The organism is Gluconobacter albidus (assembly GCF_002005485.1).
GTDB classification, from domain to species: Bacteria; Pseudomonadota; Alphaproteobacteria; order Acetobacterales; family Acetobacteraceae; genus Gluconobacter; species Gluconobacter albidus.
The window spans coordinates 226,622-248,031 of the sequence record NZ_CP014689.1; the positions used below are offsets into that span (position 1 = coordinate 226,622).

15 protein-coding genes are annotated in these 21,410 nt (G+C 61.7%); 12 read left to right on the plus strand and 3 right to left on the minus strand.

The annotated features are described in order from the left end of the window. The first annotated feature begins 102 nt into the window (after positions 1-102). From xdhA to A0U94_RS00970, 5 genes are all read left to right on the plus strand, one after another. Positions 103-1,563, plus strand: coding sequence for a xanthine dehydrogenase small subunit (gene xdhA / locus A0U94_RS00950; protein WP_077802173.1), 1,461 nt, complete (start codon positions 103-105; stop codon positions 1,561-1,563). Next, positions 1,556-3,871: a xanthine dehydrogenase molybdopterin binding subunit gene (gene xdhB, locus A0U94_RS00955; protein WP_077802174.1), complete on the plus strand. Its 2,316-nt coding sequence runs from the start codon at positions 1,556-1,558 to the stop codon at positions 3,869-3,871. The genes xdhA and xdhB overlap by 8 nt, the downstream gene beginning before the upstream one ends. Before the next feature lies 1 nt (position 3,872). Next, entirely contained in the window at positions 3,873-4,736 is an 864-nt protein-coding gene (gene xdhC, locus A0U94_RS00960) for a xanthine dehydrogenase accessory protein XdhC (RefSeq protein ID WP_077802175.1), read from the plus strand. 104 nt (positions 4,737-4,840) lie between these two features. Continuing rightward, entirely contained in the window at positions 4,841-6,388 is a 1,548-nt protein-coding gene (locus tag A0U94_RS00965) for a glucoamylase family protein (RefSeq protein ID WP_149026636.1), read from the plus strand. Positions 6,389-6,470: 82 nt separating this feature from the next. Beyond that, entirely contained in the window at positions 6,471-6,656 is a 186-nt protein-coding gene (locus A0U94_RS00970) for a YqaE/Pmp3 family membrane protein (protein WP_062029897.1), read from the plus strand. Between the two features lie 70 nt (positions 6,657-6,726). On the opposite strand, the gene A0U94_RS00975 is transcribed toward A0U94_RS00970, so the two are convergent. Further along, positions 6,727-8,133 carry a sugar porter family MFS transporter gene (locus A0U94_RS00975; RefSeq protein WP_077802176.1) on the minus strand — a complete coding sequence of 469 codons (1,407 nt, stop codon included), beginning with the start codon at positions 8,131-8,133 and terminating at the stop codon, positions 6,727-6,729. Positions 8,134-8,537: 404 nt separating this feature from the next. Between A0U94_RS00975 and A0U94_RS00980 the strand changes: the two genes are divergently transcribed. The 5 genes from A0U94_RS00980 (at position 8,538) to A0U94_RS01000 (ending at position 17,537) form a co-directional block, all read left to right on the plus strand. Then, entirely contained in the window at positions 8,538-12,191 is a 3,654-nt protein-coding gene (locus A0U94_RS00980; protein WP_077802177.1) for a PAS domain-containing protein, read from the plus strand. Between the two features lie 82 nt (positions 12,192-12,273). Next, positions 12,274-13,113 (plus strand): aldo/keto reductase, encoded by an 840-nt coding sequence (locus A0U94_RS00985; RefSeq protein WP_077802178.1) that lies wholly within the window; start codon positions 12,274-12,276, stop codon positions 13,111-13,113. Between the two features lie 81 nt (positions 13,114-13,194). Next, positions 13,195-14,433 carry an outer membrane beta-barrel protein gene (locus A0U94_RS00990; RefSeq protein ID WP_077802179.1) on the plus strand — a complete coding sequence of 413 codons (1,239 nt, stop codon included), beginning with the start codon at positions 13,195-13,197 and terminating at the stop codon, positions 14,431-14,433. A gap of 61 nt (positions 14,434-14,494) precedes the next feature. Continuing rightward, positions 14,495-14,971 carry a flavin reductase family protein gene (locus tag A0U94_RS00995; protein ID WP_077802180.1) on the plus strand — a complete coding sequence of 159 codons (477 nt, stop codon included), beginning with the start codon at positions 14,495-14,497 and terminating at the stop codon, positions 14,969-14,971. A 211-nt stretch (positions 14,972-15,182) separates the two neighbouring features. Beyond that, positions 15,183-17,537, plus strand: coding sequence for a TonB-dependent receptor (locus A0U94_RS01000; protein ID WP_244178036.1), 2,355 nt, complete (start codon positions 15,183-15,185; stop codon positions 17,535-17,537). On the opposite strand, the gene A0U94_RS01005 is transcribed toward A0U94_RS01000, so the two are convergent. Beyond that, entirely contained in the window at positions 17,531-18,358 is an 828-nt protein-coding gene (locus A0U94_RS01005; RefSeq protein WP_077802181.1) for an AAC(3) family N-acetyltransferase, read from the minus strand. The genes A0U94_RS01000 and A0U94_RS01005 overlap by 7 nt on opposite strands. Positions 18,359-18,361: 3 nt before the next feature. Then, positions 18,362-18,862: a preQ(1) synthase gene (gene queF, locus A0U94_RS01010; RefSeq protein ID WP_062109262.1), complete on the minus strand. Its 501-nt coding sequence runs from the start codon at positions 18,860-18,862 to the stop codon at positions 18,362-18,364. Between the two features lie 170 nt (positions 18,863-19,032). Here queF and typA point away from each other — a divergent pair, with 170 nt between their 5' ends. Both typA and A0U94_RS01020 read left to right on the plus strand, forming a co-directional pair. Next, positions 19,033-20,853, plus strand: coding sequence for a translational GTPase TypA (typA, locus tag A0U94_RS01015; RefSeq protein WP_062109410.1), 1,821 nt, complete (start codon positions 19,033-19,035; stop codon positions 20,851-20,853). 208 nt (positions 20,854-21,061) lie between these two features. Next, positions 21,062-21,406 carry a hypothetical protein gene (locus A0U94_RS01020; protein ID WP_208611662.1) on the plus strand — a complete coding sequence of 115 codons (345 nt, stop codon included), beginning with the start codon at positions 21,062-21,064 and terminating at the stop codon, positions 21,404-21,406. The last annotated feature ends 4 nt before the right edge of the window (positions 21,407-21,410 follow it).

The following is a 21,410-nucleotide window of genomic DNA, read 5'->3' on the forward strand; positions in this document are numbered from 1 at the left end:
AAAGCAACGCTTCGTTCCGATCTTGGATATAGACGGCAACGCCTGCCGTGGGGCACAGAAGTCTGCACGCCCCCTCTTGTTTTTTGCTCGAGATACCGCCCGATGCGCCAGACTGTCCTTTTTTATCTGGGGGAAGACCTCTGCACGCTCAGGGATCTGTCCCCGACGCTGACCCTGCTGGACTGGCTGCGCGACCGTGGCCGGACCGGCACGAAGGAAGGCTGCAATGAAGGCGACTGTGGGGCGTGTACGGTGCTGGTCGTCCGGCTTGAAGACGGGCGGTTGAACTGGCGGGCGGTCAATGCCTGCATTCAGTTCGTCAGCATGCTGGACGGTGCACAGGTCTTTACGATCGAAGACTTGGGAACGGCCGATGCGCCGCATCCCGTGCAGACGGCCATGGTCGAGCAGCATGGCTCGCAGTGCGGGTTCTGCACGCCGGGTTTTGTCATGTCGATGGCGGCCTATCGAAAGACTGAAGGGGCCAAGGCGGACGATCAGGCCATTGATGACGCACTGGCCGGCAATCTGTGCCGCTGCACCGGATACGCTCCGATCGTGCGTGCCATGAAACAGGCGCTGGCGGCGGGGCCGGACCGTTTTGATGCGCAGGTAGAGGCGATTTCCGACCGTCTGATGGTCTTGCAGGACGGAGAGAGCGTGCGGCTTGAAGGGCCGGAGGGTACGCTTAGCATTCCGGCGTCTGCGGATGATCTGGCGGAGATCCTGATGGCCGATCCGGAGGCGACGATTGTTGCAGGGGCCACGGATGTGGGGCTGTGGGTGACGAAGGGGATGCGTCGCCTGAAGCATGTCGTGCCGATCGGGCGGGTTCCGGAACTGCGCGGTCTGACCAGAACGCCCGAGGGGCTGCGGATTGGCGCTGCGGTGACGTATCAGGACGCGCGCCCGGCCATTGCGCAACTGCTGCCGGATGCGGGGGAAATGGTCCGTCGCCTCGGCTCCACGCAGGTGCGCAACAGCGCGACGGTTTGCGGGAATATCGCCAACGGTTCGCCGATCGGGGACGGGCCGCCGATGTTCATTGCGGCCAATGCGACGCTGCATCTGCGGCGCGGGACGGAGCGTCGGTCCATCGCGCTGGAAGATTATTTCATCGCTTACGGAAAGCAGGATCGGCAGTCCGGCGAGTTCGTGGAGGCCCTGACCATTCCTGAGCCCGCGCCGGGTGCACAGTTTCGCGCCTACAAGATTTCCAAGCGCTTCGATCAGGACATTTCCGCCGTTCTGGGCGCTTTCATGATCGAGACGGATGATCAGGGCCGGATCACTGTGGTCAGGCTGGCCTATGGCGGCATGGCCGCGACCCCGAAGCGGGCATCGGGTGCGGAAGCTGCACTGATTGGGCGGGTCTGGGATCAGGACGCGCTGGAGGAGGCACGATCGGCGATTCTGGAAGATTTCGCCCCGCTGACCGATATGCGGGCGAGTGCCTGGTATCGGCAGACCGTGGCCGCCAACCTGCTGACGCGGTTTTTTGAAGAAACGACGGGCTGCGGTCAGGCGCGTCTCGCCCGGACGGGAGGGCTGGCGCATGTCTGATCTCGTTCCGGGGGCCGCTTCGACCAGCATGAAGCATGAAAGCGCGCTGCTGCATGTGACGGGGCAGGCGGCGTATATTGATGACCTGCCTGAACCACGCGGGACGCTGCATCTCGTGCCGGGGCTGAGCACGAAGGCTCATGCGCGGATCGTGTCGATGGATCTGGATGCAGTTCGCGCCGCGCCGGGTGTCGTGTGTGTGCTGACGGCGGATGATGTGCCGGGCGAGAACCAGATCAGCCCGGTTCATCGGGAAGACGAACCGCTTCTGGCGACGGATCATGTCCATTTCTGGGGGCAGACGATGTTCGCCGTGGTGGCGACGTCGCGTCAGGCGGCGCGTCAGGCCGTCGGGTTGGCGAAGATCGAGTATGAGGAAAAGCCTGCGATCCTGAACATTGCGCAAGCGCGGGAAAATGGCAGCCCGATGGTCTGGCGCTCCCTGACTATGCAGCGGGGGGATGTGGAGCGTGGTCTGAAAGCCGCGCCGCGCCGTCTGTCGGGGCAGATCGAGATTGGCGGGCAGGAGCATTTCTATCTGGAAGGGCAGGCCGCGCTCGCCCAACCGGGAGAGGCCGGGGAGATGCGCGTCTGGTCGTCCACGCAGCATCCGTCCGAGACGCAGCATCTGGTCGCGGCCGTGTTGGGGCGTCCGCATCATCTGGTCACGACGGAAGTGCGGCGGATGGGTGGCGCGTTTGGTGGCAAGGAGACGCAGGCCAATGCCTGGGCCTGTCTGGCCGCTATTGCCGCGGACCGGACCGGGCAGGCGGTCAAGGCGCGTCTGGACCGTGATGATGACATGATGGCGACCGGGAAGCGGCATGACTTCCTGATCGACTATGACGTCGGCTTCACCGATGAGGGCGATATTCTGGCCGTGGACATGGTTCTGGCGGCGCGGTGCGGCTGGGCGGCGGATCTGTCTGGGCCGGTCACGGACCGAGCTCTGTTCCATGCCGACAATGCCTATTTCTATCCCGATGTGAGTCTGAAATCCGAGCCTTTGCGGACCAACACCCAGTCCAACACCGCCTATCGCGGGTTTGGCGGGCCGCAGGGCATTGTCGCGGCGGAACGGGTGATCGAGGAAGTCGCGTTTGCGACCGGACTTGATCCCGTGGCGGTCCGGCTGCGGAATGTTTATGGAACCGGGACGCGTAATCTTACGCCGTATCATATGACAGTCGAGGACTCGATTACGGCCGAGATCCTGACAAAGCTGGTCGCGCGCTGTGATTATCAGGCGCGCAAGGCCGAAATCCGGGCGTTCAACCGCACCAGCCGCATCATCCGGCGCGGCATTGCGCTGACGCCGGTGAAGTTCGGGATTTCCTTTACGGCTACCCATTACAATCAGGCCGGCGCTCTGGTGCATGTCTATACGGACGGCTCGGTTCAGGTGAACCACGGCGGGACAGAAATGGGGCAGGGGCTGCACACCAAGATGGTGCAGATCGTCCTGCGTGAATTCGGTCTGACGGCGGATCGCGTCCGCATCACGGCGACGACGACCGGGAAGGTGCCGAACACGTCCGCCACGGCGGCGTCTTCGGGGGCGGATTTGAACGGCATGGCGGTGCTGGATGCGGTGCGCAAGATCAAGAATAGGATGATCGTCTTTGCCGCTGAGAAGTGGGACGTGGCGGCCGAAGACATCCATTTCGGGCCCGATGGCGTGCATGTCGGCGCGGAGGTCATGACCTTTCAGCAGCTTGCCTGGCAGGCCTATTTCGCGCGGGTGTCGCTGTCTTCGAACGGGTTTTACAAGACGCCGAAGATTTCCTGGAATCCTGAGACCGGGCGCGGGCGGCCGTTCTTTTACTTCGCTTATGGCGCGGCCTGTGCGGAAGTGTCGGTCGATCTGCTGACGGGCGAACACAGCATCGACCGCGTGGATATCCTGCATGATGCCGGGCAGTCCCTGAATCCGGACATCGATATCGGGCAGATCGAGGGCGGGTTCGTGCAGGGGGCTGGCTGGCTCACGACGGAGGAACTGGTCTGGGACGGAGGCGGGCGTTTGCGGACCCATGCGCCCAGTACCTACAAGATCCCGGCCTGTTCCGACCGGCCGCGGATTTTCAATGTGGAACTGCTGGAGAACGCGCCCAACCGGGAGGAGACTATTTTCCGTTCCAAGGCCGTTGGAGAGCCGCCCTTTGTGCATGGGGTTGCGGTTTTGCAGGCTATTTCAGATGCGATCGCCAGTCTGGACGACTACCGGATCTGTCCGAAGCTTGATGCACCGGCCACGCCTGAGCGGGTTCTGAAAACCCTCATGGCGCTGCGGGAACAGGCTGGCTGACATGCTGGCGGATGTTCTGCGCTGGCGGCGGGACGGGCAGGAGATGGTGCGTTTGACCGTCATCCGCGCCCGGGGCTCGACGCCCAGAGAGGAAGGCGCGTTCATGCTCCTGACCCGGAGCGAACAGACCGGCACGATCGGCGGCGGGCGTCTGGAATGGGATTGCATGGCGGAGGGGCGTGCGCTTCTCGCTTCGGGCGGGGCACCGGTCGAGCGCCATATTCCGCTGGGTCCGGCCATCAACCAGTGCTGCGGCGGCGCTGTGACGATCCGCATCGCGCGCGTGGAGGATGCCGAGGCTCTTGAGGCGGAAATCTGCGCGGAGCGGGAGAAACTGCCGCAACTGCTGCTGTTTGGTGCGGGCCATGTCGGACGGGCGTTGGCGCGCGCGCTGGCGCTTCTGCCGCTGCGGCTGGTTTGGGTGGATGCGCGCGAAGAAGAGTTCGGCATCGTGCCATCCGGGGTGGAGGTGCATGTCACGGACCGCTGGGAAGGGCTGCTGCAAGCAGCACCTGCCGGGTCGGGGGTTCTGGTTCTGACCCAGAGCCACACGCTGGATGCGCTCATCACGGGGGCGGCGCTGGAGCGGGGCGACCTGCGCTATGTCGGGATGATCGGGTCGCGCACCAAGCGCAAACGGTTCGAGAGTGCGTTCCGCCAGATCGACATTCCGCAGGAGCAGATCGACCGTCTGGTCTGTCCGATCGGGGATTTCGGGGTGCGGGACAAGCGCCCGGAGGTGATCGCTACATTCGTGACGGCTGAAGTCGCTGCCCGTATGCTGTGCGGGGCAGATTCGCCTCAGGTTTCGGAGAGTGTCATTTCAGATACCAATAATGTTACATCTCCCGCGATCCTGTCGTGAGGCTTTACGGAACAAGGGCGGAGTTTCCTCACTTTTCAGATATCACTAAAAGTTGATGTAACGGTGGGTGCGTCGCGGGCGGTCCTTCTGCTTATCCTCCCCGCATGAGCATGCAGAACCGGACGCAGCGGACTTCCGAAGTCCCGTTTTTCTCTCCAGCCGCCCCGACAGGGCAGAGGTGGAAATCCCGGATTTCCCGTTTCTGTCAGGCAGGATTTGCACTGGGTGCACTGAGCCTGACGCTTCAGACCGCTCAGGCGGCCCCGACGGCCAGTACGGCGCTTTCACCAGCGCTTCAGCCGGCAAACCTTCCGGCTGCAGATGCCGCTTTTGTGGACGATCTGGAAAAGCGCACGTTCAACTGGTTCTGGGAAACCGCCAATCCGAAGAATGGCCTGGTGCCGGACCGTGCACCGCTGCCCAATGGGGCTGCCAGCATTGCCAGCGTCGGCTTCGGGCTGACGGCTTACGGCATTGGCGTGGAGCGTAACTACATCACGCGTCAGCAGGCCGTGGACCGGACACTGACGACGCTTCGCTTTCTGGCCAGCCTGCCGCAGAACGATCATGTGGCGGGTGCTGCGGGTTACAAGGGTTTCTTCTATCATTTCCTTGACCCCAATACCGGCCTGCGGGTTGCGGAGTGGTCCGAACTCTCCAGTATCGACACCGCGCTGCTGATGGGGGGCGTGCTGTTCTCGCAGTCCTATTTCGATCGCGACACGCCGCAGGAGAAGGAAATCCGCGACATTGCGGATCATCTGTATCGCCGGATCGACTGGACGTGGATGAAGGCGCATGGCCCCTGGCTCAGCATGGGCTGGATGCCGCCGCGCACATTCCTGCCCAGCGACTGGAAAGGCTATAACGAAGGCCTCATCATTTATCTTCAGGCGCTGGGTTCGCCCACGCATCCGCTTCCGGCCGAGACCTGGAAGGCCTGGACTGCGACCTATGAAGGGCAGTGGGGCGATTTTCAGGGTCACAAGATGCTGAATTTCGCGCCGATGTTCGGCCATCAGTACAGTGAATCCTGGATCGACTTCCGGGGCGTTCAGGATGCCTGGGACCGCGCGCATAACGTCGATTATTTCCAGAACGGCCGTGAAGCGGCCTATGCCCAGCGCGCCTATGCGCAGGCCAATCCGGGCGACTGGAAAGATTATGGCCCCAATATCTGGGGCCTGACGGCCTGTGACGGTCCGGGGGATGCGCAGCAGATCTATGACGGCAAGAAGCGCCATTATCTGGCCTACAGCGCGCGGGGCGCGGGGCGGGATTACATCTTGGATGATGGCACGATCGCGCCCACGGCCGTGGGCGGCTCCATTGCCTTTGCGCCTGAAATCGCTCTGCCGGCGCTCAAGGAAATGCGTTCCCGCTACGGGGACCGGATCTACAATAAATATGGCTTCCTTGACGCCTTCAACCCGTCCTTTGCCGATCAGAAATCCTACTGGGTGGATGGGCAGCAGCTCGGGATTGATCAGGGGCCGATTCTGCTGATGCTGGAGAACTGGCGTAGCGGGCTGGTCTGGAACACCATGAAGAAAAATCCCTATCTGCGGGCCGGTCTGGAACGTGCGGGATTTGAAGGCGGGTGGATGCATACCAAGACGGCATCTTCCAAACCGGTCGGCGCTTCTCTCTGAGCCTTTGACGGATCCGGAGTTGCATCTGGTGCGTTTCTCCCCGATCACTGACGATACAGTCTCTTTGTGAAAGGAGCGCACCATGCGTCTCATTCTTGCCCTGCTTCTGCCCTGGCTTCAGTTCTTCACCATCGGCCGTCCGTTTGCCGGTCTGGTGTGCCTGCTGCTGCAGGTAACGATTATTGGCTGGATTCCGGCTGCCATCTGGTCGGTCTATGCGCTGAGCCAGTACAAGACCGATCGCAAGATCGCCTCATCCCGGGGCTGAGGCTTCGAATGTAAAAAAGGCCCCCGTTCCAGCCGGAACGGGGGCCTTTTTTATGTCGTGAGTACGGAGTTCAGCGGCCGATATCGCGCAGCTTGATACCCTGGTTGAGACGGATCTCGATGGACTCAAGGGAGACGCCCTTGGTCTCGGGGACGAAGAACAGCACCATGAAAATGAACAGTGCATTCAGCCCCGCATAGAGCCAGAAGGTGTTGGCCGAGCCCAGCGAGCTCAGCAGCCCCAGGAAGGTCGCGCCGACGACCATGTTCGTGATCCAATTCGTAACTGTTGAGCAGGTGATGCCGAAGTCGCGTCCCTGAAGCGGCATCACTTCCGAGCACAGCACCCAGACCAGCGGTCCAGCCGAGAAGGCGAAACCTGCGATGAAGCACAGCAGGACCGCAACGGCGAGATAATGCGACAGGTCCGAGCTGCCGAGGCCGCCTGACATGATGGCGGCGAGCATGGCCAGTCCTGTGGCCATGATGGCGAACCCTGTGATCAGCATCTGGCGACGGCCCCAGCTGTCTGCGAAGGCGATCGCGATGAAAGTCGCAAGCCAGTTGACCACGCCGACGATTGCCGTACCCCACATCTGCCCGCTGGAGCCGAAGCCGACTTCCTGAAAAATGCGCGGGGCGTAGTACATCACGACGTTGATGCCCGTGAGCTGCTGCGCGATCTGAAGGCAGATGCCCAGCATGACGGCGCGGCGGAAATTTGGGTTCTCGAGGAACATGGCCAGACCGCGCTGGCGGTCATGGATCTGTCCCTGGATGTCGCGGATTTCCTGATGGGCGTGTTCGGGGTCGTGGCGCAGCTCTTTCATGATGGACAGGGCTTCTTCATGACGGCCCCGCAGCATCAGCCAGCGCGGGCTGTCGGGCAGGAAGAACGAGCCGATCAGGAAGAATATGCCCGGAATGGCCATGATCCCGAGCATCCAGCGCCATGAGCCACTGTAGGACAGGATAGCATTGGACACGAAGGCCAGAAGGATGCCGAACGTGATCATGAGCTGGTACATCGAGACGAGGCTTCCGCGGCGGCTCTCGTCCGAGACTTCGGAGATGTAGAGCGGTGCCACGAAGCTTCCGATGCCGATGGCCAGTCCAAGCATCGCGCGTCCGATGATCAGTTCGGAGACGGAGGAGGCCAGCGCACAGACCAGACCGCCTGCTACGAACAGGAACGCGCTGAAAATCAGCGCGCGGCGGCGTCCGAACGCGTAGGACATGCGTCCCGCGCCCAACGCACCCAGAGCCGCGCCGAACATCATGGAGGATACGATCCAGGACTGTTCGAAATCGGATGCGTGGAATTCGTCGCGGATGAAGCCGAGCGCACCGGAAATGACGCCTACGTCCAGCCCGAACATCAGGCCGGCGATCGCGGCCAGAATGACGGCGAACATCATGCGGCCGACCATCGGCGGTCTGGTGGCGGTGGCGGAAGAAGTGAGCACTGTGTCGCTCATGACGGGGAAACTCCGGCGACCCGCAGGGCAGGCCTGTCAGGAAAAAGCAGAAAAAAACCGGATCAGGCCAGCCTGTACCGGGAGGTGAGGGAGAGGGCTATTCTGTGACAGGCACGATGATTCGCCATCTTTAGCCTTAAACCATAACATGGAATTGGGAAAATATTCAAAATCATATGTGATAATTTTCCGGATTTTCTCTGCTGGTGCAGTTGCGCCACAGTTTTCTCCCGTCCCGTGTTTTTCGGCAAGCCCCGCGCTGCGGCATCGGACCGGCTGTTCTGCCTCCTGCCCGATGCCCGAGATGAGGCGTGACAGGATACGGGAAATGGCGGATCTGTTATGGCGTGATACAGTTCCGGCAGGAGACGTGTCCGGGCGGGCAGGGCTGAGGGAGAGGGCTGATGGATCTCGTGCAGGAGACGGACAGGGAAACGGAAGCACAGATGCTGCATCCTTCTCCCTCCGGCGGTCGTGCCTCCATTCTGTGCGTTCATCTTCTGGCTCTTGCCGCAGCGGAAGGCGGGGGAGAGGCTGCCCTTCTGGTTCGGGACACGCAGGGTGTGCGCGTGCTGGGTGGGGGAGGGAGTGCGATTGCCGCCGAGGGCGCGGCCTGTCTTATGGATGGTCAGTCCCTTGGTGTGTGTACGGTATGTCTGCTGTCCGTGCGGTCCGGTGCCGTGGAGGTCTGGCTGTGTGTGCGGCAGAATGCTCCGGCGCTGGAGCATGTCCGGGCCTTGTGTGCGTTGCAGGTGGACGACCTGCTGCGCGAACATGCGGCTCCTCCGACACCAGAGGAACACGCTACCCTTGAACATGCGACTGTGGAGCGGATGCAGCTCCGGATGCAGCGCGTAGCGGATACGGCGGATGTCGCGTTCTATCGCTGCGATTTTGCGATGCGAATGGTGACGGGAGATGCCCGGTTCGCCGGGCTGTGGGGGTTGGCGCCCGAGCGGCTGGCGGTGGGTGTTCCCATCGACGAACTGCTGGAGTTTCTGCATCCGGATGACCGGTTCATCTATGATGACAGCATTGAGGACGAACTGCGGGACGAGGGGGGGTACGAGCTTCGTTTCCGTATTCTGGTGCCCTCACGCTTTTCGTACCAGTCTGCGCATCCGTCTGCGGCGGAGCACGCCCCGCAGGACACCCCCATGCTCCGGCATGTGCTGTTGCGTGGCTGGCGGGAAGACGAGAGCCGCGCTGACGGGCGCCGGAGTGTCGGGCTCGCGATGGATGTCTCCTCCGCGTCGCTGACGGCAGAAGCCCTGAGATCCAGCGAATCCTTTACACGGCTGCTGCTGTCGAGCCTGCCGGACTGCATCCATATTCTCGACTGTGATGGCTGTATCCGCTTCGTCAACGAAGGGGGCGTCCGCTCCATGGAAATGGATAGCCCGATTATCATGCACGGCTTGCCCTGGGTGGATCTGTGGCGCGGGCAGCCGCGACGGCGGGCGGCTCTGGCGGTGCAGAGCGCCCTTGAAGGCGAGACGGCGCGGTTTCAGGGTTATGCCATGACCATGAAAGGCGCGCGCCGTTTCTGGGACGTGGTGGTCACGCCCGTGCTCGGTGAGGACGGGGATGTGCAACGCCTGCTGGCGATCGGGCGCGACCTGACGGATGCCAACCAGTCTGCCGAGCGGCTCCAGCTTGCGCTCGATGCGGGCGCGATTGCCGGGACCTGGATGTGGGACGACAGTACGTCGCGGATGATGGGCGATGCCAGGCTGGCTCTGACGCTGGGACTGGACCCGGCCTGTCTGCGTGAAGGCGTCATGCCCAACATCATTTACGACGCCGTGGACTCGCGGGACAGGTTCGCGGTGGTGCAGGCTGTCACGGCGGCGACGCGGCGCGGTGGAAAATGCCGTTTCGAGTTCCGGGCGGAGACGCCGGAAGGGCAGCGCTGGTTCGAGGGGAACGGGCGCTGCGATCTGGGGGATGAGGGGCGTGTGGCCCGCTTTCCCGGGATTGTTTTCGATATCGACCGGAGCAAGCGGCAGGCTTTGCGGCAGGCTGCGCTTGTCGAACTCGGGGACCAGCTCCGCGCCCTCGACGATACCAGCATGATGGAAGAAGTCGCGGCCCGGATCATCTGCCGGGAGCTGAATGCCAGCGGCGCGGGTTATGGGATGGTCAATGACGACGGAACCGGTATGACCGTCGGCGGCATTGCCGAAGCGGGACGCCCGCTTGTGGGTGTACGGATGTTTGCCGATTACGGGGAATTCCGGTCACCTCTGGGGCGGGGTGAGCCGGTTGCCATTACCGATGTCCATACGGATACCCTGACGGCGGGGTCCGGGGCGCGGTATACGGCCGAGGGGATCGTCGCGTTTCTTGCCATTCCGATTTTCAAGTTCGGGCGCTTTGTGGGGCTGATGTTCGTCTGTCATGATGTGCCGCATGTCTGGACGGATGAGGAAATCGTCTTCACGCGTGCGGTGGCGGACCGCACCCATGCGTCCATGCGTCAGGCCCGGACCCAGCAGCAGATCCGGGACCTCAATGTCATGCTTGAAGAGCGGATCCTGCAACGGACCCGCGAGCGCGACCGGCTGTGGAATATTGCAAAGGACCTGTTCGTCATCATCGACCGTCACGGCTATTACGTCGCGGTCAGCCCGAGCTGGGAAGAAATGCAGGGCTACAGGATGGACGAGCTGGCCGGGCTGCGGCTGGATGCGCTGTGTCATCCTGATGACAAGCGGACCGTCCGGGACACGTTTGCACGTCTTATGGAGGGCACGCCCTGGCCGGCAGCGGGTCTGGATGTGCGGATGCGGCGGCATGACGGGACCTGGCGGACCTATAACTGGAGCTGCAACGACGAAGGTGATGCGATCTATGCAATCGGACGCGATCTGACCAGACGCAACGAACTTGAGGAACAGCTCCGTCAGGCCCAGAAGATGGAGGCGGTCGGCCAGCTGACGGGCGGTCTGGCGCATGATTTCAACAATCTGCTGGCCGGAATTGGCGGAGGGCTGGAACTTCTGGGGCTGCGGATCGCGCAGGGGCGGACGGAGGGTCTGGGGCGGTACATCACGGCCTCGCAGGAGGCGGTCCGTCGGGCGGCTTCGCTGACGCACCGTCTGCTGGCCTTCTCGCGGCGACAGACCCTCGATCCGAGCCCCACGGACATGAACGTGCTGGTGCGGGGGCTCGAGAGCCTGCTGCGCGGGACGGTCGGGCCGGGCATAGACCTTGTTCTGGATCTCCAGCCGGATCTGTGGCGGACGCGGGTGGACGCCAATCAGCTCGAAAACGCGATCCTCAACCTGTGCATTAATGCCCGTGACGCCATGCATGATCAGGGGAGCACGCTGCTGCTGAAGAGTGCCAACTGGATTCTGGGGGATGCGGGTTCCGTTGAAACGGCGATCCCGCCGGGCGATTATGTGGTCTTGACGGTGCAGGACGAAGGCTGTGGCATGCCCCCCGAGATCGTGCAGCGGGCCTTTGATCCGTTTTTCACGACCAAGCCGCAGGGCGCGGGAACCGGGCTGGGACTGAGCATGATTTACGGCTTTACCCAGCAGTCGGGTGGGAAGGTGGAAATCCGTTCTGCTCCGGGACACGGGACCGCCGTATCGCTCTGGCTGCCGCGCTATGAAGGACGGGAGACCCTGCGCCCCGAGCCGCCTCCGTTGCCGTCGGCGCCGCAGCCCCGCCTTCTGGAGGGGCTTCGCGTTCTCGTCGTGGACGACGAGGAGGCAGTGCGGATGATCGTGACGGATATGGTGGCGGATCTGGGGGGGATCGTTCAGGGCGCCTGCGACGGCCCGTCAGCGAAGGCACTCGTGGCGGAGGGCGCGCCGCCTTCGCTTCTCATCAGCGATATCGGGATGCCCGGTGGCATGAACGGGCGCGAACTGGGCGAGCAGATGCTGACGCGCTGGCCGTCGCTCAAAGTGCTGTTCATCACAGGGTATGCCGAGCAGAACATTCTGGGAAATCAGGCTCTTGCACCCGGATGCGCGCTTCTGGTCAAGCCCTTCACGGTCGAGACATTCAACCGCAAGCTGGCCCTTCTGCTCAACGGAGACTGAACCGTCCGTCCGGAGCCTGCGTTGAAAAGCCAGCACCCCACGCGCTGATGATTTTTTCTTCAAGTCCTGCAAGGAGGCAGACATGTCGTCACAGGTTCCATCCGCCGACGCCCAGACGGTGATTTCCTTTCATGATGGCAACACCATGCCGCAGATCGGTCTGGGCGTCTGGCAGACGCCTCCGGACGAAACCGCTAATATTGTTCGGGAAGCCGTAAAACTCGGGTATCGCTCCGTTGATACGGCGCGGCTTTACAAGAATGAAGCCGGGGTCGGCGAAGGTCTGGAAGACCATCCGGAAATTTTCCTCACGACCAAGGTGTGGAATGATGAGCAGGGTTACGACAATACGCTGCGTGCCTATGAGGAGAGCGCGCGTCTGCTGCGTCGTCCAGTGCTGGACCTGTATCTGATCCACTGGCCGATGCCGGATCAGGGGCAGTATGTCGAGACGTGGAAGGCCCTGGTCGAGCTGAAAAAATCCGGCCGCGTGAAGTCCATCGGTGTGTCCAATTTCGAGCCGGAGCATCTGGAGCAGATCATGGATGCGACGGGTGAGGTGCCGGTCGTCAACCAGATCGAATTGCATCCCGATTTCCAGCAGCGCGCCCTGCGGGAATTCCACGAAAAGCATAACATCCGCACCGAGGCCTGGCGTCCGCTGGGCAAGGGACGTGTGCTGAGCGATGAGCGGATCGGGAAGATCGCTGAAAAGCACGACCGCACTCCGGCTCAGGTCGTGATCCGCTGGCATCTTCAGAACGGACTGATCGTGATTCCCAAGTCCGTCAATCCGAAGCGTCTGGCGGAAAATCTGGATGTGTTTGGCTTCGTGCTGGATGCGGACGACATGTATGCCATCGGGGGGATGGATCGTGCGAATGGCCGGATGGGGGCAGACCCGAAAACGGCCAAATTCTGAGAAATATTCCTCTTTAGCAACATTAAGTAAAAAACCGGGCCTGTGCTATGGGCTGCCTCATGCAACCGGAAGGTGGATGGCATGAGGCAGCGTTTCGGCCTGGGTGTGAGAGTGGTTTTTGCGGTTCTGCTGGGGAGCACGCAGGCGCGTGCTGCGCCCACTCAGGACAAGGCGTGGACGGATCAGTGGTTTTCCGATGTCTCCTTCGGCGCGCAGATCGAAGGCGGCGTCATGGGCAGTTCGAGCCATCCTGCCAGTAATCTCAATTTCGGCCAGCTTCTCTCGCCTTATGCCGATCAGGCGACGCTGAACCAGCTGACTTTCACATTCACCAAACCTGTTGATCCGATCGGGGACGGGTACGGGCTGGGGATGAACCTGCGGATGCTCTACGGTTCTGACGCGCGAAGTTACACGATCGCAGGCGTGTCTGACCGCTGGATCAATGGCCGTTATCAGGCCATGCCGGTTTTCGCCAATGTAGCGCTTCATATGCCGTGGTTTACGAGCCGGGGACTGGACGGGCAGATCGGTATTCTGACGTCGCCCATGGGCGTGGAGACGCTCGATCCCTCGACGCGGGCGTTCTATACGCTGGCTTATACGACCGAATATTCCACGCCCTTCGAGCATGTGGGGGGCATGTTCCAGCTTCATCTGGACGAGCATTTTGATCTTCAGTTCGGCGCGGATACCGGCAACCAGACCTCCTTCGGGCGGGGGGATAACAATGACCGGCCTGCCGGGTATCTCGGCGTGACGGGCAATGATCTGGCGGACGGGCATCTGTCCTTCACCTATCTGCTGCGGGTTGGGCCGGAAGACGCCGTGCGCGCTCTGGGGCCGAAGGCCAACGGGGCCATGCGGTACTGGAACGACCTGAACGGGACGTGGACATTCTCGAAAAAATGGAGCGCCACCGTGGAGGTGAACCAGCTTCATGACGAAGGGCTGCGCGCCGATACATGGAGCGCGGTTGTCTGGGGTGGGTGGCACATCCATCCGAACCTGACCGTTAATGCGCGGGCCGAGCTGTATCGGGACAATACGGGCAGTTTCGTGGCCAGCTTTGCGCAGAACGAAGGCTATGCACAGGCTCTGCTTGGCAATCCGACACGCTCTGTGTCGGCTCCCGCCACGACCTATGGCGCGCTGACGCTCAACACTGTCTGGCGGCCGGACGTGGGGCATCACGTCAAGCTGCTCCAGTTCCGGCCGGAACTGCGATTCGACCGTTCCCTCAACGGCACGCGTCCGTTCGATGACCAGCATCATATGGGTCGCATCCTGTTCGGGGCGGATATGACGCTCGGGTTCTGAGAGGTCATGCGTCCGGGCAGGGGGAGGTGCGCTGGCGATCGGATTATGGCAAGGAGTCTGCATGACGACTCCGAACGACACCGATTTCCGCAAGGCCATGTCCCATTTCGCCACGGGTGTGGCTGTGGTGACGGCCAAAGGCAGCGAAGGCGAGCAGGGCGCGACCATCAGCGCTTTGACCTCCGTGTCCCTTGATCCGCTTCTGCTGCTGATCTGTCTCAACCGTGCCAGCGCAACCTATCGCGCGATTGCGGAAGCAGGGGCGTTCGGCCTCAGCATTCTGGGCAATGACCACAAGGACGTGGCGATGCTGTTCGCCAGCCGGACGGGAGACAAGTTCAGCTCCGACGTAATCGAGCGTTCGGCGGATGGCACGGCGTTTGTCCGGGATTCGCTGGTGAAGATGCACTGCGAACTGGTCGAAACGTTCCAGGGTGGCACGCATGCGCTTTTCATGGCGCGTCCTGTCTCGCTTGAGCTCGACGAAAACCGTGCGCCTTTGCTGTATTTCCAGGGACAGCTCGGTATCACGCTCTGAAGCCTGCGCAATTCTGACGAGACCGGACAGGCTCTCCACCCTTTATGTCTGGGGTGGGGAGCCTGATGTGTTTTGGGCAGTTTCTGATCCGGCAAAGCGTTTTTCTGGCGAAAGGAAAGGCATTCCTTCAGAAATTTGTTGCGAATGATTCTTATTTCTAATATTGGCCTCTGTAACACAAACAGACATCTCCGTAACCAAGAGGCCCTCGATGACCGGTTCGCTGCGTGCGCACATCACTTCGCTATCAGTTGCGGGAACGCTGCTGATGTCTTCACAGGGCTATGCGGCGGATCCCGTCAAAAAGGATGAAAAACCGGACCCCAAAGCGCCTTCTGCGGCAAAATCCCTGAACACGACGCAGAGGCTTGAAGGTGCCGATGCGGAATATCTGACGGTGCAGGGACATGGCTTCAACACCATGCATGACTCCACCGGCCTGTCGCGGATGCCGCAGGATGTGATGCATACGCCGCAGAACATCAACGTGGTGCCGCAGGCCCTGATGCAGCAGCAGAACGTGAAATCCCTCGATGAGGCCCTGCGGAATGTTCCGGGTGTCACGACGTCCATCGGCGAGGGCGCGGGCGGGATGAACGGCGATCAGTTCCTGATCCGCGGTTTTCAGGCCCAGAATGACATCTACGAAGATGGTCTGCGGGATTTCGGCGTCTATTCGCGCGATGCGTTCAATTTCGAGACCGTTTCGGTCATCAAGGGGCCGTCTTCCGAAGTGTTCGGCAACGGCACGACGGGTGGCGCCATCAATATGGTCACCAAGACGCCCGGTCTGAAAAACCATTACAATGCCGAGTTTTCCGGCGGGTCTGGCAGCTATTATCGCGGGACGCTGGACGTCAATCAGAAGATCAATGACTCAACGGCCTTCCGCGTTACCGGCATGGGCGACGAGCACAATATCGTCGGGCGCGACAACCTCTATTCCCATCGCTGGGGCATCGCGCCGTCGCTGGCTTTCGGCATCGGCAAGAGAACGACGCTGGTTCTGCAATACATGCACCAGCAGGAAAATTCGGTTCCGGATTTCGGTGTGCCTGTCGTGACGAAGCCGGGTGCGAAATACGGTCAGCCCATCACGGAATATGGCATCCGCCGCACCAACTGGTACGGGACGGACAATGACCAGAACGCAACGAACGCCAACATGGAAACGGCCCGTTTCAGCTTCAAACTGAACAAACACATCACCTTCTATGACGATCTGCGGGGCGGGGAATATTACCGGACTTTCGCTGCCTCCAAGGCGACCTGTGATACGACCTGCGTGAACAACTATTTCAATGGTGATCCGTCGAAGGCGCTTGTGGCGCGCTCGGGGCCGGTGGGCGCCGGCGCTGGAACGGGGGCGGGAACCTATATGGCGCCGCTGCCGTATCAGCAGACGAGCTGGTCGGTGCAGAACGTGGGCTCGATGGTTGCGGATTTCCATACGGGGTTCCTGCGGCATCAGGTCGTCGCAGGCTTTGATATCGAGCGCGTCAATGACGTCCGGTCGCAGTCGACCTATCTGAAGCCCAAGCCTTATGCCAGCCTGGTCAATCCGAATTCGCATGTCGGAAATCTGGATCTGGTGCCGGGGGACATGAACCCGGCCGGTCTCGTCTCGCTGGGTTCTCTGGGCGCAAAGTCGCACAGCAACGGCTACGGTTTCGATACGGGTCTTTTCCTGTTCGACCAGATCTGGCTCACGAACTGGCTGTCTCTCAAGGGCGGGTTCCGCTGGGATCGCTGGCAGACGAGCTACACCATGACGGGCGGAGATGTCGCAAAGAACCCGGACCAGCATTTCCATGATGTGACCGGGGTGTTCAATCCCAATGCCAGCCTCGTGCTGACGCCAGATTCACATCAGACCTATTATTTCACGTGGGCCAATTCCACCACGCCGATGGGCATGTATGTGACCAACGGCTCCGTGCCCATCCGTCCCGGCACCAACTCGTTCGCCAGTCCGGAAAAGGCGCAGCTTTATGAACTCGGCGCCAAGTACAGCATCCTGCACGACCGGCTGGGAGTTACGGCATCACTGTTCCGGCTGGACAAGGGCAATGCTCTGAATGCTGATCCGGTGACGGGAGAAGTCACGGGATCGTCCGACCGGCAGCGCAATCAGGGGCTCGAACTGTCGGTGGGTGGCGTGATCCTGCCGGGCTGGAACGTGTCCGCCACCTATGCCCTGTATGACAGCAGCACCACCTATTCCGCCACGAAAGCCAACCGCGGAAAGAACGTGCAGTATGTGCCGCATAACCAGGCGACGCTGTGGTCGGCCTATAATGCTTTCGCTGGCAAGCCTTACAACGTGACGTTCGGCGGTGGGTTGACCTGGCGCGAGCATGTGTGGCTGGATTCGGCCAATACGCTTCGGGCCCCGGCAAATCTGGATTTCAGCGCCCTGATTTCGCACCGCTTCAACCAGCACTGGAAGGTGTCGATGAACGGCTACAATCTGGCGAACCGCCTGAACTACCAGAGCCTCTTCTCCAACCGTGCGACACCGTCCGCCGGGCGTATGTTCCTTGGCGAGATCAGCGCGTCTTACTGATCGTTTTCCGACGGCTGTTCCGGTCTGCTCCAGTCCTGCACGGCCATGTGAATGGCCGGGGCCAGCGGGAACAGGCGTGAGGCCGCCGAACCGATATGCCCGTGGCGGAGCAGGCTGTTTCCGTCGAGCTTTGCACCAAAAGGCTCGAAACGCTCCGTCTGCGTCTCGGGGAGGCTGATGCTGATCCAGCGGCGCTCCCCGTCTGCCATGATGCAGGTTCCATCCTGAAATCTGGGTCCGTCAGGGGCAGCGAGCCGCTCGGCCAGATGCAGTGCCGTGCAGGTGTCCCAGCCCGTCCCGATCATCAGAATCTGTGCGTTTTGGTCTGACAAAGCCGAAAGCGGGGAGCGGGTGCCGAACGGATCTTCCAGCGGTTGATGAGCAAGAATATCCGCTGCCAGCGGCCCCAGAGCCGTGAACGAAACCTGTGGATGGGCGCTGCGCTGCACGCCGGGCCATGTCCGGAAAATTTCGGCGGTCTGCCCCATGCCGCGCGTCGGCGTCAGATGCGGATCATAGGGCGGCATGGTGGTGCGGATCGTCTCCCACCAGCTTTCCGGTACGGGGGGATCGCACCAGCCTGACGGGTCGCTCAGTTCGGAGGACTGCGCGGGCATAACGATCGTGCCGTCTGGTCCCACGGCCTGAAGCAGGCTGTCGATTACGGTGCGTGCCCCGCCACTGACCCAGCCGATCCGGCTCAGGGACGTATGGACCAGAAGCGTCATCCCCGGCAGGACGCCGAGGCGTTGCAGATCCACCACCAGCCGCGCCTGCGTGAGCGGACCGCTGGAGCGGGCGATGGCGGCGGCTTCGGTCATGGTTTAGCCGCGACCGCGATAGCCGGGCACGTCCTGCGCGGGAATCCACACGCCCTTCGGCGGCTCGCCCGTCTGCCAGAACACGTCTATCGGGATGCCGCCGCGCGGATACCAGTACGCCCCGATCCGCAGCCATTGCGGGTTGAGCAGTGCCACCAGACGCTCGGCAATGGCGATGGAGCAGTCCTCATGGAACGCGCCGTGATTGCGGAAGCTGGTCAGGAAGAGCTTGAGGGACTTGCTTTCGACGATCCATTCGCCGGGGATGTAGTCGATGACGATATGCGCGAAGTCCGGCTGGCCGGTCACGGGGCAGAGAGAGGTGAATTCGGGGGCCGTGAAGCGCACGACATACTGCCGTCCCTGATGCGGAGAGGGAACGCGTTCGAGAACGGCCTCTTCGGGACTCTGCGGCGTTGTGGTCGCGCGGCCGAGCTGGCTGAGCGCGTCGGTTCCGGGGGCGGAGGGGCCGGTCGGGTGGTGGTCGGTCTGGTGGTCGGACATGGGGCTGAACTCCTTGAAGGGGCCGTGTTTTGTGAGATGTGGCCCAGCTCTCCCGTGGGCTCAAGACATCTTCAGGACGAAAAGACAGTGACAGAGTTTGCATATTGGCGGGATTCGGTGCAGAAGACGGCGCAAATCCTCTCTTCGATGCCTCCCGTCTGGAAGACCACATGGAACTCCGTAATATCGCCATCATCGCGCACGTCGATCATGGCAAAACCACGCTGGTTGACGCGCTTCTCAAACAGTCCGGCTCTTTCCGCGACAATCAGCATGTTGCTGATCGCGCGATGGACAGCAACGACCTCGAACGCGAGCGTGGCATCACCATTCTCGCCAAGTGCACGTCCGTTGTGTGGAAAGAAACCCGCATCAACATCATTGATACGCCGGGCCATGCCGATTTCGGCGGCGAGGTCGAGCGTATCCTGAGCATGGTGGATGGCGCGATCATCCTCGTCGATGCTGCTGAAGGCGCGCTGCCGCAGACCAAGTTCGTTCTTGGCAAGGCGCTGGCCCGTGGCATCCGCCCGATCGTTGTCGTCAACAAGATCGACCGCTCCGACGCGCGTCCGGACGAAGTGCACGAAGAGATCTTCGATCTGTTCGCCTCCCTCGGCGCCGACGAGCACCAGCTCGACTTCCCGATGCTCTATGCTTCAGGCCGTCAGGGCTGGGCCGATCTGGAGCTGGACGGACCGAAGAAGGACCTCGCTCCGCTGTTCGATCTGGTGCTGCGCCACGTGCCGACGCCGAACGTGGACAAGGACGCGCCGTTCGGAATGGTTTCCACCATTCTTGAGAGCGACAACTTCCTGGGCCGCATCCTGACGGGTCGTATCGACCAGGGTCGTGCGAAGGTGAATATGCCGGTGCGCGTGCTGCGTCCGGATGGTACGATCGTCGAAACCGGTCGTCTGACGAAGCTGCTGTCGTTCCGTGGCCTCGACCGGGTGCCTGTGGAAGAAGCCGAAGCCGGTGACATCGTGGCCGTGGCCGGTCTGTCCGAAGCGACGATTCCCGATACGATCGCCGATCCGTCCATTGACGTGCCGCTGCCGTCGCGTCCGGTTGATCCGCCGACCCTGTCCATGACCTTCCGCATCAACGATGGCCCGCTGGGCGGTCGTGAAGGCAAGAAGGTGACGTCGCGCCAGATCCGTGACCGTCTCTTCAAGGAAACCGAAGGCAACGTGGCCATCAAGGTGACGGAAAGCCCGGAAAGCGAAGCGTTCGAAGTGGCCGGTCGTGGCGAACTTCAGCTTGGCGTTCTGATCGAAACGATGCGTCGCGAAGGCTTTGAGCTGACGATCGGCCGTCCGCGCGTTCTGTTCCGTGAAAACGAAGAGACCGGCGAGCGCGAAGAGCCGTTCGAAGAAGTCCTGGTGGACGTGGACGAGCCGTATTCGGGCGTTGTCGTTGAGAAAATGTCGCTCCGTAAGGGCGTCATGCAGGACATGCGTCCGTCCGGTGGCGGAAAGGTCCGTCTGACGTTCCTGATCCCGTCGCGTGGCCTGATCGGCTATCATGGCGAGTTCCTGACCGACACGCGCGGCACGGGCCTCATGAACCGCCTGTTCCATGGCTATCTGCCGTATGTCGGCCAGATCGAAGGCCGTCGTAACGGCTCGCTGATCTCGTCCGAAGACGGGCAGACGACGCAGTACGCGCTGTTCGCCCTTCAGGACCGTGGCACGATGTTCGTCGATGCCGGCGAGAAGATCTACACAGGCATGATCCTGGGTGAGCATTCCCGCGAGAACGACCTCGACATCAACGCGGTCCGCGAAAAGAAGCTGACCAACATGCGTGCCTCCGGCAAGGACGAAGCCCTGCTTCTGACGCCGCCGCGCCGCATGAGCCTTGAGCAGGCCATCGCCTACATTGAAGATGATGAGCTGGTTGAAGTGACGCCGTCTGCCATCCGGATCCGCAAGCTGCATCTGGACCCGCATGATCGCAAGCGCGCCACCAAGTCCCGCGCAAGCTGAACCGTCCGTTTCAGGACTGTTCTTTGAAGAAAGGCGTGTTCCCGGTTTGCCGGGACACGCCTTTTTTATGCGGTTTCAGGAAGTTTGTCTGAATTGAGGCGTATTCGCACGTTACACGCGCAAGAGACTGAAATTTCATAAAGTTAATGCGCGACCGTGCGCAGTGGGAATGATAACGTCAGAGACGAGACCACTTCGGAAAACCTGAATGCTGGTCCATTTTTATTCTGTTATGGAGCTTCGTTTCCAGATGCGTCTTTTCAACCTCTCCCTGATCGCTGCCGTTTCCGCCCTGGTCCTGACGGCTGCTCCGGCATTCGCTGACCCCGCCACGACGGCAGCCCCTGCTGCGCCTGCCGCTGAAGCTCCTGCTGCTCCGGCTCCCGCCGCCGCTGCCCCGGCCGCTCCTGCCGATGCCGCTCCGGCTGCTGAAGCCGAGACGCCCAAGAAGAAGCATTCCGGCAAGAAGCACCACCACAAGCACAAGCACCACAAGAAGACGTCTGCTGCTACGGATGCCGCGCCGACTGAAGACGCTGCACCGTCCAACTGAGGCG